This window comes from Virgibacillus alimentarius (genome assembly GCF_017874635.1).
GTDB classification, from domain to species: domain Bacteria; phylum Bacillota; class Bacilli; order Bacillales; family Amphibacillaceae; genus Virgibacillus_B; species Virgibacillus_B alimentarius.
This window is the reverse complement of record NZ_JAGIKX010000049.1, coordinates 1-14,722: the sequence shown is the minus strand read 5'-3', so window position 1 is coordinate 14,722 and position 14,722 is coordinate 1. Positions and strand designations below refer to the sequence as shown.

Sequence of the window (14,722 nt, the reverse complement as noted above, 5' to 3'; positions counted from 1 at the left end):
GCTGGTTTAGCTTCGTGTTGCTTTTTTTAAGTGAATTGCACCTTGATAATCAAATAGTTATTTATTTTTCTTTTGACATACTACCGCAGGTCTTTTTTTCTTCTGTTAAATAAATCATTAATTCCTGAATTGGCACACCTTCTGCATTTAAGCCATGGGCATCTGCCTCTGCCATATTTCCATACACATACGCGGTCATCATTCCTGCCAATTGCTTCTTTTCGAACACTTTTTTATCACGAATAAAAGATTCTACTTCATCAACCGATCCGGTAACTGCACATGTATTGTCTCTAAGTACCTCCGCTTCTTCTTTTAAAATCAATTCCCCTTCTTGTAAAATCAGGACTTCTTCAAATAATAAACTGACTTCATCAATCAAATGGGTTGAAAAAATAATTGTTCGCTTTTCTGCCTCATATTCTTCTAGTAGTATCTCATAAAATTTTTTTCTTGCTGCAGCATCAAGCCCGATATAAGGTTCATCAAAAATAGTAATCGGAGCTTTGCTTGCTAACCCAACAACTATCCCCAGTGCCGATTCCATCCCTTTGGATAGTGTTTTTATTTTTAAATGGCGGTTTAAACTGTATATTTTAATTAGTTTGTCTGCTAGTACCTGATCCCATGTTGGATAAAAAAACGAATAAATCTTCAATATATGTTTCACTTTTAAATCCCTCTTAAAATTATTACCTTCTTTAATTAGACAGATGGATTCTGTAAGTTTTTGATTATCAAATGGATTTTCTCCATCGATTGTAATTTGGCCACTGTCAGCTAAAATCTGGCCAGATAGAATTTCCATAAATGTTGTTTTCCCAGCCCCATTTCTGCCGAGCAAGCCATAAATCTTTGGTTCTGATAATGTAAAAGTAATATTGTTTAAGGCAGTGTTATCCTTATATTTCTTCATTAAATTTCTTATCTCAATATTCATTAAGTCGTCAGCTCCTTTTCTAACATCTGCATGATGTCACCTGCATCAATATGCAACTTTCTCGCTTCGCTAATTAATGGATGCACATAATTTTCTTTAAATGTTTGTTTTCGTTCCTCAATTAAGATAGATTTAGCATCTTCTGTAACAAACATTCCCACACCCCTTTTTTTGATTAGAACCTCCTTATTTACAAGTTCATTAATTCCTTTCGCTGCTGTTGCAGGATTGATTTTATAATATTTTGCAAATTCATTTGTGGAAGGGATACGCTCATTTTTTTTAACTGCCTCATTGATAATGGAATCCTCAAGCTGTTCTTTAATTTGTATGAATATTGGTTTGTCTTCATCCAATTGATGTTTCATGTTTACCCCCCTCACTTAACTGGTTCATTACTCATGTAACTAACTATATAACCAATCAACATATTTGTCAATCATTTTCTGAAAATATTTGCAACTACTCATCAAAAAAGCTTCACACATTTTTCCGTGTGAAGCTTTTACGTGGAGCAAAACACTCAACTAATAAAATAAACACAGTAGCATGGATCCACTATGTATCTACCGAGTTAATCGAATGAAAGTCTTTCTTTATGTTTTCTAACTGAGTGTGGTCACTCATGCTCCTTGATGAGAACCTTTTTCCTTGTGTTCCAACCGAGTTTGGTCTCTCCTATCTCTATATCGAGCCAGAAAAAATAGCATGGGAAATATTTTCGAATAATTCCCATGCTCAATCCTATACGGATTCTATCGTTTTTTATTTTAAAGAAAAACACATTACATCATGTTAGGTAAACCTTGTTAATCTTCTTGTTGGTCTGTTTTTTTTGGTAAGCGGCCAGCCTTTTTTGCAGATTCCCTTAATAAAAATTCCAAATGACTATTGACACTGCGAAATTCATCTTTTGCCCAGGTTTGTAAAACATCATACAGTTTCGGATCAATCCGCAATGGAAAATTCTTTTTTTTAGCCATAAAAACCAGCCTTATTGATATAATGATCCTGTATTTACAACAGGTTGTGTACCGCTGTCAGATACAATCGATACAAGTAAATTATTAATCATGGCCACACGACGCTCATCATCCAATTCAACCATACCGTTCTTTTCTATTTGCTTTATCGCTCCCTGAGCCATTCCTACAGCCCCATCCACAATTTGCTTTCGGGCTGCAACAATTGCACTTGCCTGTTGACGCTGAAGCATTGCTTGAGCAATCTCCGTGGAATATGCGAGATGTGTTAACCTTGCCTCGATTACCTCAACACCGGCAACCTTCAAACGTTCCTGCAATTCTGCTGTTAACTCATTAGATACCTCTTCCGGGTTGCCCCTTAACGTTAATTCGGCATTTTCAAAGGTATCATATGGATATTTCGTTGCAACAGCTCGAATCGCTGTTTCACTTTGAATTTCCACAAATTCCTCATATTGATCAACGTCGAAAACTGCCTTCGCTGCATCGATTACTTTGAATACAACAACTGCTGCAATTTCAATTGGATTCCCATTAACATCATTTACTTTCAGCCGTTTACTATTAAAATTACGTACCCGTAAAGAAATCGTTCTCCTCATGGAGAAGGGGATTGTTACGACGATTCCTTCACGCCTAACAGTTCCCATATATTTTCCCAAAAAGATGACAACTACCGCTTGATTAGGCTGGACTAATGTTATTCCGCTTCCTAGTACAATAGCAATAATCAGACAAATTCCGCCAAGTATAAACTGCTCATTAATCAAGCCCAAAACAGTACCTGCCAATAGTATTGCAATGATAACAATACCAACAAATCCATTCATCGCCCAGGCTTTTCTTTCATAAATCATCTAAACACCATCCCTACGTGGTTGATTTTACTTCCATATCAATATGATATCACTTTTATATCTTTTTGACAATTCACAAAGTAAGCTTAGCTTGCATTTTCAAGCAAACCATCGACTGGACTTTTTTCCTGATGAATAAAATAACTTTCTCCATTAGTATTAATGGTTAGGTCCCCGAAGACCGCAGTTGAATAGATTTGTGCTTTTATTTTATTTAAATTTTTAATAACCCGATTAACTGGATGACCGTAATCATTTGATTTACTATATGTTAGAATAGCAACTTTTGGATTCACTTCCTTTAAAAAAGCTAAGGAGCTACTCGTATTTGAACCATGATGCGCTATCTTTAAAAAATCCGCCTCCAAATTGTATTTTTTCATCAGCTTCATTTCTTGATCCCGTTCCACGTCAGCCATGAATAAAAAATCCATTTCTTTAAAACTTACTTTCAAGACAATGGATGATTGATTATTATTTTTTTTAGCCGAATGTGTATTCAAAACACGAATGTTAATTCGCGGATCCAGTTTTATTAATTCATTTTCTTTTGCTATTTCTAATGGTATCTTTTGTTTGCCTATTTCTTTCATAAACTTAGCATAAGTTTTTGTTGAATACAGCTTTCCTGAGTCAAGAACTTTATCTACTTCTACTGATTTCAGCACATGTCTAAGGCCCCCAATATGATCAATATCAGGGTGTGTAGCAACAAGCAAATCAATTTTATTTATTTTATGTTTTTTTAAATAGGCAACCACCTTTTTTTTAGCTTCTGGCGGCCCTCCATCAATTAAAATCGTCTTATTTGATGGAGTCTGTATTAGCATACTATCCCCTTGACCCACATTGATAAAATGAATATCCATTTTCGGCTGCTGTTCACTATGAACAGATGTGAAAGGGGGGATGATAAATCCAATAACAAATAGTAATATGATGAAATAATAATTCGTGCGCATAAAAGCCAATCCCTTATTATAAGATGCTTTTAGTTTGGCACGATTTGTTTTGATTTATGAATAATTTCTTAGCCGAATTTCATTTTAAAATACTGCAAATTTTATCATTCTTTCTTTTGAAAATGCTCATTCATGGAAACCTCTACTCTTTTGAAGTATAGATAGTATCCGGTCCAATATAGACCATATATGACAATAATCAAAACAACACCAAGAATAATAAATTTAAAATCCAACGGAATCCATCCAATTGGAATTGCAATGAAAAAATAAATAGCGATCGATAGAAAAAAATGGATAAGTGTAGCTTTTAATGGACTCCATTGATCTTTTTCATAAATAAATGAGGATAAACCAAAATAAATACCAAGGACAAAACTAGCAAGCATATGATTCCAAACTTCAGCTACTGATCCTTCAATATGATTAAATTTCATAATGGTAAGAGCAATAAATGTGTAAAGGGCTCCAAATGCAATCCCGATCAAACTTCGCTTAAGGATTTCAATTATCATGATGTATGCCTCCCATCCGCATTTTTTCTTTAATCTTTGCAACATATCTGCGGGAAATATACTCTTTATTACCGGATTGAAAGTATACACAGAGAGTTCCATTAAATGATAATTCAAAACGCTGTATCCGGTTCAAGTTGCCAATAACTGATTTCGAAAAACGCATAAAATAATGTGGGATCAGCATTTTCTCTACTTCATAAAGTTTCAATTTTATTTCATAGTGCTTATTTTTCAATGCTGCAAATGTCTTTCTATTCTCTGTATATACAAAATCAATTTCATCTGGTTTTAGTAACACGGTCTGACCTTCTTCAATCCCAAATAAACGCCTAGATTGTCTTTTCTTTATCACTTGAAGTATTTCTTCTAATTCTTCTGACCATGCATCAGCTTGAATAGTGATCGACGTTTCTGTATATTTTTCGTCAATATCAAAATTCACCTTCATTCTCATACCCCCATATAAATACTAACCTCGTGCCTTTTTCAAGTAGTTAGAATACCGAAATATGGCAACAGAAAATCAAGTAAAAATGGGTTCGATCATCGGTCTTTGATGATTGAACCCATTTTTCTCAGGATTATTTTCGTGATCTGTTGCCTGATTTCTGTTCATGGCGATGCACTTTTTCAAGTTTACCGCCTTGAACGCAAACCCTAATTCATTTTCCACCTTCTCTTTGCCCCTCACCGACAAACGCGTGAAGCGCAAATTAGCCTTCAGAAATCCGAACGCTGGTTCTACATCTGTTTTACGCTTGCCGTAAATTTCGCCAGTTTCTTCTTCCGAAGCTTCTTTCTAATATATTCTTTTTCCTGCTCCCATTTTTCGTTATAATAAATTTTCCGGTTGTTTCCTTCTTTTGCTTTTCTGTCTTCGAATAACTGTTGCGTTTTCCGAAGACTTTTATGTCATTTTCGTATTTCTGTTTGCGGATTAAAAAGTCCTGGAATCGTTTGCGATATTGTTTCGGTTCTTTACGTTCGGACGAAGCTGCTTACGTTCACTTCTATCTTCACTTGCTTCCATTTGCGGAAACGATTAATCGTTCGATAACTCGGTTCATATCCCTGGGGCCAGCCACATCATGCGGGGATGATAGGCCGGACAGCCCGTCTCACACAAAAGGCTGACGAATGCTTCGTCCGGAATACTTTCCACGACATAGGCAATATCATCTTCTTGTAATGTAATTTCTAAACCAAGCGGCAACACAACTAAGCAGCCGCCTGCAGTGCAGGTCAACGGGATTACTAAAAACCACACGGAAAAGTAAAATAAAGAATTTCGGGAGTTCCATCTAGAGATGGGACTCCCGAAACTCCTTTACATTTACTGGGTTTTGTCCCAGTCTCTTCTAATTCTTTCATCGAACTTATACATTTTTAACGACAATCTCATTTTCTTCAACATCAATGTGTACTGCATTTACGGTTTCTTCTTCTAAAATTAAGTCTGTCATTTGATCCTCGATTTTATCTTGGATAACTCGACGTAAAGGTCGAGCGCCAAAGCGCGGATCATATCCTAGGCGAACTAATTCATGTTTTGCAGCATTTGTGATTGTAATTTTTATATCATTTTCTTCAATGGTTCTCTCTAAATCTGTCAGCATAAGATCAACGATTACCATTAAGTTTTCCTCAGAAAGTTCATTAAATGTGATTATAGAATCAAATCTGTTCAGGAATTCCGGTTTAAAATAAACACTTAGAGTTTCCAATGTTGATACAGCGTCATGCTCTGCTTTATTAAAGCCTACACTAATTTGCTTTTCGCCGGTACCTGCGTTACTGGTCATGATAATCACTGTTTCTTTAAAGCTAACCGTACGGCCGTGAGAATCAGTTAAATGACCATCTTCCATAATTTGCAGGAACATATTTTGTACGTCCGGATGTGCTTTTTCAATTTCATCCAGCAAAATGATGGAGTATGGGTTGCGGCGTACGCGCTCTGTTAATTGTCCAGCCTCTTCATGACCAACATAGCCAGGAGGTGAACCGATAATTTTTGACACGGCGTGTTTTTCCATATATTCACTCATGTCAAGGCGAATGAGTGACTCTCTAGATCCAAATAGCTCCTCCGCAAGTGCTTTCGTTAATTCTGTTTTACCTACTCCTGTTGGTCCAACAAATAGAAAAGTACCAATTGGACGCTCATGTGATTTTAATCCTGCGCGACTGCGGCGAATTGCTTTCGCTACTTTATCAACGGCTTTTTCTTGTCCGATAACTTTAGCACCGAGGTTTTTACCGATGTTTTTCATTTTTTCCTGCTCATCTGTTTGAAGTTTTGTTACAGGGATACCTGTTTTTTCCTCAACGATAAGCTGAATATCAGAAATATCTACATCAACGACTTTTTCATCATCATTTGCTTTTTCCAATTGTTTTTGTAATTGTATTTCTTGATAACGTAAATTTGCTGCTTTTTCATAGTCTTCTTTTTCTGCAGCTTGTTGTTTCTCTTGAACAACTTGATCCAAGCGTCTTTGGATGGAATTAGAGTCATTTTCAGCATTCTCTAAGTTCAAGCGTGATCCGACTTCATCCATTAAATCAATTGCTTTATCTGGTAAAAATCGGTCTTGAATATAACGTTGTGATAGTATGACAAAAGCACGAATTGCTTCATCGGAATAACGGACTTCATGGAAATTTTCATAACGATCTTTAATTCCATTTAAAATTTGAACTGCTTCTTCTGCAGATGGTTCTTTTACAATGATTGGCTGCAAGCGGCGTTCAAGGGCTGCATCTTTTTCAATTTGACGGTACTCTTTTAATGTTGTTGCACCGATCAACTGAAGCTCCCCGCGCGCTAAGGCAGGTTTTAGAATATTGCCAGCATCCATTTGTGAGTTTTCTGCGGTTCCTGCACCTACCAATAAATGAATTTCATCCACAAATAGAATGACGTCTTGACGAGCTTGTAACTCTTGAACTAATTGCTTCATACGTTCTTCAAACTGTCCGCGAATCCCTGTATTTGCGACTAATGATGCTACATCCAACAAGTAAACTTCTTTATTCATAAGTTTTGCTGGTACGTCACCTTCAACTATTTTAACAGCAAGTCCTTCTGCAATAGCCGTTTTACCAACACCAGGTTCACCAATTAAAACAGGATTGTTTTTATTTCTTCTGTTTAATGTCTCAATAACTCGTTTTATTTCATTATCACGACCGATTACCGAGTCAATTAAACCTTTTTTTGCATCATCGGTGACATTTTTACCTAATTCATCTAACAATCCGCCACCTTGATTTGCTTGTTGTTGCTTTGTCCTTGTTCCCGTTTGACTTCCACCATTTTGTTGAAAGAAATTATTCGCAAATGCATTATTTCCACCAGAGAAAAAGTCATTGGAGTTCATCATTTTTCCCTGAATATCTTGAAAACAAGCATTACATAGGTGGATTTGCATTCTTTGATGATTCATTTGCATAGACATGTTTACTGTTGCTTGGTTTTTGCCACATTGTTGACATAACATGTGCAATTCCTCCTTTAAACTTTTCAGTAACTTTATTTATATCAATTTTGACTTTGACTATCTTTGACCTTTCAATTGCTATTATACTCTGACCTATTTTGACTTTCAAGGGGGATGCTTCAATTTTTTCTAAAAAAACATTAAAAAGGACCTCAAATCCCATTTGATAGTGATTCAAGGTCCCTTCTTTCGTATCATTTCCGTCTATTGTTTTTGTTGTAGCTTTTCCTTTTGACGCAACTCCACACGTCTGATCTTCCCGGATGTAGTTTTCGGTAGTTCATTCAGAAATTCTATTTGTCTCGGATATTTATAAGGGGCGGTCCATTCTTTAACATGGTCCTGTAAGTCTTTGACCAAGTCCGGATTTGTTTGATCAATTCCTTCTTTTAAAACAATAAATGCTTTAACAATATTGCCTCGTACCTCATGCGGACTTGCGACTACAGCACATTCCTGTACAAATGGATGCTTGACCAAAGCGTCCTCCACCTCAAAAGGACCGATTGTATAGCCAGAACTAATAATAATGTCATCGCTTCGACCTTCAAACCAAAAATAGCCATCCGCATCCTTGGATGCCTGATCACCAGTTACATAATAATCTCCTCGCTGCGACATTTTCGTTCGTTCCGTATCCTTATAATATTCACGGAATAATGCAGGGCAGTCAAGTTTTACAGCAATATCTCCCCGTTCATTAACGCCGACTGGTTTTCCTTCATTATCAATGATCTCTACATCATTTCCCGGTGTTGGTTTACCCATAGATCCCGGTTTCACTTCCATTCCTTTCATAAAACCTAAAAGTAATGTATTTTCGGTTTGACCATATCCATCACGTACAGTTAAATTGAAATATTTCCTAAATGTATCGATTACTTCCCGGTTTAATGGTTCACCTGCAGAAACAGCACTATGCAAAGTAGGGAAATGATACATATCTAAATTATCGACTTTTGCCATTAAGCGATATTCTGTGGGGGTACAACATAATACATTCATTTCATTCTCTTGTAATAAATTCAAATATGTTTTCGGATCAAATTTCCCATTGTAAATAAATCCTGTCGCTCCCGAACCAAGCACAGATAGAAAGGGGCTCCAAACCCATTTTTGCCAGCCAGGACCAGCTGTTGCCCAAACTTTATCACCATCATTAATACTTAGCCAATTTTTAGAGGCTGTTTTTAAATGCGCATATCCCCATCCATGAGTATGTACAACCCCTTTCGGATTGCCTGTTGTACCAGACGTATACGGCAGAAATGCGATATCATCTTTCGTAGTAGCTACTATTTCTAACTGATCGGAAGAAGTCTCCTTTAATTCGTCTAGAAAATGCCATCTTTCAACTGGTTCTCCTATTACAAAACGTTTTAAGTCATTATATTCGTTGATACTTCTGTATTGATCAACAAAAGGAAAATAACTAACAAGGCCGCTCACTTCTCCATGAGTGACGCGATACTGCAAATCTTTCGTCTTTAACATTTCCGAACTAGGAATAATAATAATTCCTGTTTTCAAAGCTGCTAAGTAGACCTCGTATGCATCAATTAGACGGGGAATCATTACTAATATCTTGTCCCCTTTTCTCAGGCCGTTATTTAAGAAAGCGTTACCAATTTTGTTTACATTTTTCATCAATTTAGCATAAGTAATTTCCTTCTTGTTTCCACTTTCATCTTGCCAAATTAAAGCTTTCCTCGCAGGATCTTTTATGTAACGCTCCACCTCCATAACGATATTATAGTCTTTCGGAGCAATCAAATCTTTTTTTTTCATTTTCTATCACTCCTTTTAAAGTATATCGTTTAGTGTATCAAAATTTTTTGAATATTACAATATGACAAAAAGAAAAAGGGAGGCTTTTTCGAAAGCCTCCCTTTATTTTATAGGTTATAAATCTCTTCTGGTATATGGTCATTGATGATCAGATTATCGAGACTTTTAAATTGATAGCCTTGTTCTCGCAGATCTTTAATAAGATACGAAAGCGCCTCAGCATTATCACCTGAAACAGCGTGAAGTAATATAATCGCCCCAGGGTGAATCTGCTCCATAATTTGATCATATGCATATTTCCATCCTTTTTGGTTGTCAGTCTCCCAGTCAATGAAGGCTATTGACCAAAATATATGTGTATACCCTAATTCTTTCGACCACTTTAACGTCTTTTCACTAAACATTCCTTTTGGAGGGCGCATATATTGCATTTGCTTTTGACTTGATACTTCAGCAACTGCCTTCTCTAATGTGTCTAATTCCTTTTTAATTGACGCTTTGGATATTGTTGTGAAATCCGGATGATGATATGAATGGTTTCCAATAATATGATTTTCGTCTGCCATTCTTTTTACTAAGTCGGGCTCACTTTTTACATATTGACCTGTCACAAAAAATGTTGCTGGGACATTTTCTTCTTTTAAAATATCTAATACTTTTTCCGTGTGCCCCTGTTCATACCCATTATCAAACGTTAAATAAATATTTTTATCACCTGAAAAATCCGCATAAAAAGCGCCGTACTTATCTAAAATCTCTTTATACTTACCAACATCAGGTATTTTCTGATCTTTATTTTTCTTATATCCCCATCCATATCCACTAGAAGCTTCATATGGCTGCACACCTATTGAAAAAGCTAGAAAAATAAAGAGTGATGTAATAACGCTTACTTTTCGCATAACAAATCCACCTTTTTTCTTACCTTTTCCTTTATTAGGATTTACTATGCAATCAAAAGATTAGGGAACCGGCCCAACCAAAAATAAACAGTGGAATATTAAAATGCAAAAAGGTTGGTACACAAGTATCCCAAATGTGGTTATGATTACCATCCGCATTTAATCCTGCGGTTGGACCAAGCGTACTGTCAGATGCCGGTGATCCTGCATCACCTAAAGCTCCTGCTGTACCAATTAATATGGCTGTTGCCATTGGCGAGAATCCTGCAGTCATACAAATCGGTACATATAGAGCAGCTAAAATCGGGATTGTGCCGAAAGAAGAACCAATTCCAATCGTAACAACTAAACCAACAAGTAATAAAATAAATGCGATTCCTGCTTTATGACTTGTTTCAAGGTAGTTTGATGATACCTCTACCAATGCATCAACTGCTCCTACTTCTTTTAAAATATTGCCGTAACCAGAAGCAACAAGCATAACAAATGCAATTACTCCCATCATACTAACACCATTAGCTACAATATTGTCACCTTTTTTCAGCGGAACAACATTTGTTACAAACATAATGGCTAAACCTGCCATTGCACTAGCAACTAAATTTTCTGAAACAATTTGTACGATAAGTGCTGTAAGAATTGCAATAATTGTAAATGTATGCTTCGTCGTAAAGGAAACGTTTGTTAATTCAGGTGTCTCTATGCTAACTTCACCGCCCCCAGATCCTGGAATGGGATCCCGGTCTTTTCGATACGTTATAAAAATTGCAAATAATAGACCTACGATCATACCAGCGCCCGGTACTAACATGGAAAGTGTAGCTTGATTTAAAGAAAAAGATACACCGTTTTGTTCCATACCCTCTAAAAGAATGTTTTGAAATATAAGTCCAAATCCAGCTGGTATCATGATATAAGCTGCTTTCAGTCCAAATGTTAATGAAGTTGCAACAGCCCGGCGGTCTAAGCGCATATCATCAAATAGTTTTAATAATGGTGGTATTAAAATAGGAATAAAAGCAATGTGCACAGGAATTAAATTTTCTGCCAACGATGCAATACCTGCAAGAGCAAGCAGCATCATTGTTTTCTTCCCTGTTAAAACACGAATGATGATATTCACTAATATTCCAGTAATGCCCGAGTAGTTAATTGCTACTGCGAAAGCTCCTAATAAAATATAACTCAATGCTGTATTTGCCTGTCCTCCCATACCGCTAACTAACATGTCAATAGACTCAACAATGGAAAGTCCAGCCGTTAATCCGGCGGTAAGCGCTGCGGCAATAATAGCGAGAATTACGTTTACGCTAAATAAACTAAGTATTGTCATAACTAATACAGAGACAATTACAACCCATTCCATATCTGCTTCCCCTTTCAAAAACACGCCCACTTTTTATATACTTTAATACTTCATCATGATAAAGTAATAAAGTGAAAAAATCAACCCTTTTTAACAAAATCACTAAAAAAGATGCTCACATGCTAAAAACCCTGCACTAAAGTGAACAGGGTTTTTAAATTACTATTTTAATTGAAAAGAAAAAGATACATGATCTTGAATTGGGATCCATGCTCCAATTCCTTGCTTCGTGACATTTTTAACAACAATGGTCTTCTTGGAACCTTTTAATTGGATGTATACTTCACCAAATGTCACTTTACCTTTTTCGTTTACAGCTGGAGCATATGCCTTTAAACTTCCGGATTTTTTGATTGGTACTGTGTAGGAATTATCCTTTTTTGTATCCTTTCCAATAATGGATTGATATGAAAGAGGTAAATTGGTTTTCTCCTTTGTACGGAGCAACATCATTTTTTTAACATCTTCTGGATCCGAGATTTTATTAGTAAGAGCCCCTTTTACATTTCGTTGTTCTTGCTGGTTATAATAAATTTCCTGATCTTTTTCTCCTCCTATATTATTCAGTTCATTGGAATTTATTTGCTGGTATTCCCAATTAATATTTGTGTCTGATGATTGATAATTAAGTGGCCAGCGACCTACATAAATCATTCCTCGGTATCCTACTGCAATTGGAGAAGGTTTTAGTGTTGTCTCGTTTAACATTTTGATCAGATCGGGATTTTCGATTGGAACTTCTACTTTTTTTAATAAGTCTTTTGTTAAAGCACTCGGTTCAACAACTTCCTGATCCTCCGCTGAATTAGGAAATGTATTTTCTTTTGATATCGATAAAACATGACTCGGTATTTTAAAATCCTCTTTCTTTTTCTCCTTCTCAGCTGCAATGCTATTTAAAGGAATTAAACATGTATAAGCAAGTAGTAATAGTGCAAAGAGATAATATCTTCGTTTCATGATGTGTCCCATTCCTTTCGCTTTTTTTATAGTTTTTTCGGACACACTAATATTATACGCTCTATCTTTTGAACCATAAAAAAACTCCCTTCTAAGGGAGCTTTTCCTACTTGCTTAATTCAATTAGATCGATCGTTTCCTCAATTTGAATGCTGTTTTCAACCGAGCGGATCATAGAGCAATTTTTTCTTGTTAATGCAAGGTTTTTATGCATTTTTTCAGGATCTAAATGATAGCCTTTAACCGTAAAATGCAAAGATATTTTTTCAATTTGATTTGCTTCATCTGGATTTCTTTCTACATCTGCAGTAACGATTAAATCATCAATTTTAATACGCTGTTTATCTAAAATCTTTCGAAATACGGAGCTGCTGCACCCTGCAATGGATGCAACCATTAATTGAAAAGGGCGGTATCCATCATTTTCATCACCTGATATATCTAGCTCACCATAATTTAATCGAATTCGCATCCCATTGTCTTTTAAATAAAATCGCATTTTTTTACCTCCCTCTATTTTAGTACTAATCATTTAAAAAACTCACATAATTTAAGTATAACTTACATTTTATTTTGAATACAGACTATTGAATTGTAGAGAAAAAACAATTAAATTAAAGTAATAACATAAAAGCAGCCGAGGTGAAATGAAATGATATCTCCTAGAATTAGATTTTCAATACTAATCGCACTAGTGACTATTTCAGGGTTTTCTCAAGGAATGCTCCTTCCATTAATTGCAATTATTCTGGAGAAAAATGGTGTACCTTCGTCCGTTAACGGATTGCACGCAACTGGTTTATATATTGGCATACTGGTAGCATCTCCTTTTATGGAAAAGCCAATGAAAAAATTCGGATTTAAACCTATTATTGTAGTTGGTGGAGTACTCGTTTTCCTCTCTCTCGCTCTTTTCCCATTTTGGGAAGCACTATGGTTCTGGTTCATCTTACGTGTCACTGTTGGTATTGGTGATAATATGCTGCATTTTGGAACGCAAACATGGATTACAACAACATCTGATAAAAAGAACAGAGGTCGAAACATTGCCCTTTATGGATTATCTTTTGGTCTTGGTTTTACTTTAGGACCTTTAATGACAAGTTTGTTAGCTGTAAGTGAGGCATTACCATTTTTACTCTCTGCCGCTTTTAGTATGATCGTCTGGTCGTTGATGCTGTTCGTGCGCAATCAATGGCCTGAGGAAGACATCGAAACAAGTCCAACAAGTTCCCTGGGGAGATTTTTTCAAACTGGAAAGCTTGCCTGGATTGCATTACTCCCTGGCTTTGGTTACGGATTTTTAGAAGCTACTTTACATGGGGTGTTTCCCATATATGGGATGCGAATAGGCCATGAAGTTCATATCCTTTCATTAATTATCCCATGTTTTGCTGCTGGTAGCATCATAACACAACTTCCTTTAGGAATGTTAAGTGACCGTATTGGCAGAAGAAAGGTTTTATTATTTGTTTTAAGTTGCGGTTCCGCTTTTTTTATGATCTCGGCATTTTTAGAAACATCCGTTGTAGCGTTATTTGTTTTATTTAGTTTAGCTGGAGGGTTTGTTGGTTCTCTCTATTCATTAGGTATGTCCTATATGACTGATTTATTGCCGAAAGCTTTGCTTCCAGCTGGAAATCTTATGTTCTCCATTTCCTTCAGTCTCGGAAGTATTAGTGGCCCTTTTATAGGGGGAATGTTTATTCAGGTACTTCCAAACATATCTTTCTTTTATATGATTGTAATCATGTTAGCACTAATCCTGCTAGCGACAATTATAAAAAAAGATTACGGCTTAGGTTCAAACCATGTATAGCTATTACCCTTTTCTAGCATCTTCATATCGAGTAGGAGGATAATCATTAATTGATTATCCGACCTCTCACACCACCGTACTTACGGATCCGTATACGGCGGTTTAATTTTATTCTATACAT

14 protein-coding genes and 2 pseudogenes are annotated in these 14,722 nt (G+C 36.1%); 1 reads left to right on the top strand and 15 read right to left on the bottom strand.

Annotated features, from left to right (window positions below):
* Nucleotides 1-61: 61 nt before the first annotated feature.
* From J2Z81_RS15025 to J2Z81_RS14960, 15 genes and pseudogenes are all read right to left on the bottom strand, one after another.
* Nucleotides 62-940: an ABC transporter ATP-binding protein gene (locus J2Z81_RS15025; protein ID WP_226371695.1), complete on the bottom strand. Its 879-nt coding sequence runs from the start codon at nt 938-940 to the stop codon at nt 62-64.
* Nucleotides 940-1,308 carry a GntR family transcriptional regulator gene (locus J2Z81_RS15020; RefSeq protein WP_226371694.1) on the bottom strand — a complete coding sequence of 123 codons (369 nt, stop codon included), beginning with the start codon at nt 1,306-1,308 and terminating at the stop codon, nt 940-942. The genes J2Z81_RS15025 and J2Z81_RS15020 overlap by 1 nt, the downstream gene beginning before the upstream one ends.
* Before the next feature lie 441 nt (nt 1,309-1,749).
* Nucleotides 1,750-1,923: a hypothetical protein gene (locus J2Z81_RS15015; RefSeq protein WP_038221280.1), complete on the bottom strand. Its 174-nt coding sequence runs from the start codon at nt 1,921-1,923 to the stop codon at nt 1,750-1,752.
* Between the two features lie 11 nt (nt 1,924-1,934).
* A complete protein-coding gene (locus J2Z81_RS15010) occupies nt 1,935-2,783 on the bottom strand; it encodes an SPFH domain-containing protein (RefSeq protein WP_038221279.1) in 849 nt (282 codons plus the stop codon).
* An 86-nt stretch (nt 2,784-2,869) separates the two neighbouring features.
* Nucleotides 2,870-3,745, bottom strand: a complete 876-nt coding sequence (locus J2Z81_RS15005) for a ComEC/Rec2 family competence protein (protein WP_226371693.1) — start codon at nt 3,743-3,745, stop codon at nt 2,870-2,872.
* A 104-nt stretch (nt 3,746-3,849) separates the two neighbouring features.
* Nucleotides 3,850-4,260, bottom strand: a complete 411-nt coding sequence (locus J2Z81_RS15000; RefSeq protein WP_226371692.1) for a DUF3021 domain-containing protein — start codon at nt 4,258-4,260, stop codon at nt 3,850-3,852.
* Entirely contained in the window at nt 4,250-4,711 is a 462-nt protein-coding gene (locus J2Z81_RS14995; protein WP_226371691.1) for a LytTR family DNA-binding domain-containing protein, read from the bottom strand. Before J2Z81_RS14995 ends, J2Z81_RS15000 begins: the two co-directional genes overlap by 11 nt.
* A gap of 75 nt (nt 4,712-4,786) precedes the next feature.
* Nucleotides 4,787-5,133 (bottom strand): annotated as a pseudogene (locus J2Z81_RS16255) (transposase); the annotation flags it as partial.
* A gap of 162 nt (nt 5,134-5,295) precedes the next feature.
* Nucleotides 5,296-5,509 (bottom strand): annotated as a pseudogene (locus J2Z81_RS16285) (hypothetical protein); the annotation flags it as partial.
* Nucleotides 5,510-5,639: 130 nt separating this feature from the next.
* Nucleotides 5,640-7,766: an ATP-dependent Clp protease ATP-binding subunit gene (locus J2Z81_RS14985; protein ID WP_029270235.1), complete on the bottom strand. Its 2,127-nt coding sequence runs from the start codon at nt 7,764-7,766 to the stop codon at nt 5,640-5,642.
* 204 nt (nt 7,767-7,970) lie between these two features.
* Nucleotides 7,971-9,554, bottom strand: coding sequence for an acyl-CoA synthetase MbcS (gene mbcS / locus J2Z81_RS14980; RefSeq protein WP_226371690.1), 1,584 nt, complete (start codon nt 9,552-9,554; stop codon nt 7,971-7,973).
* A 107-nt stretch (nt 9,555-9,661) separates the two neighbouring features.
* On the bottom strand, nt 9,662-10,456 hold the full coding sequence (pdaA, locus tag J2Z81_RS14975; protein ID WP_029270238.1) for a delta-lactam-biosynthetic de-N-acetylase: 795 nt from the start codon (nt 10,454-10,456) through the stop codon (nt 9,662-9,664).
* Between the two features lie 52 nt (nt 10,457-10,508).
* Nucleotides 10,509-11,822 (bottom strand): Na+/H+ antiporter family protein, encoded by a 1,314-nt coding sequence (locus tag J2Z81_RS14970; protein WP_226371689.1) that lies wholly within the window; start codon nt 11,820-11,822, stop codon nt 10,509-10,511.
* A gap of 162 nt (nt 11,823-11,984) precedes the next feature.
* Nucleotides 11,985-12,782 (bottom strand): YfkD famly protein, encoded by a 798-nt coding sequence (locus J2Z81_RS14965; protein WP_029270241.1) that lies wholly within the window; start codon nt 12,780-12,782, stop codon nt 11,985-11,987.
* 106 nt (nt 12,783-12,888) lie between these two features.
* Entirely contained in the window at nt 12,889-13,281 is a 393-nt protein-coding gene (locus J2Z81_RS14960) for an OsmC family protein (protein ID WP_029270243.1), read from the bottom strand.
* Between the two features lie 153 nt (nt 13,282-13,434).
* On the opposite strand from J2Z81_RS14960, the gene J2Z81_RS14955 reads away from it, so the two are divergent.
* A complete protein-coding gene (locus tag J2Z81_RS14955; RefSeq protein ID WP_029270245.1) occupies nt 13,435-14,601 on the top strand; it encodes an MFS transporter in 1,167 nt (388 codons plus the stop codon).
* The last annotated feature ends 121 nt before the right edge of the window (nt 14,602-14,722 follow it).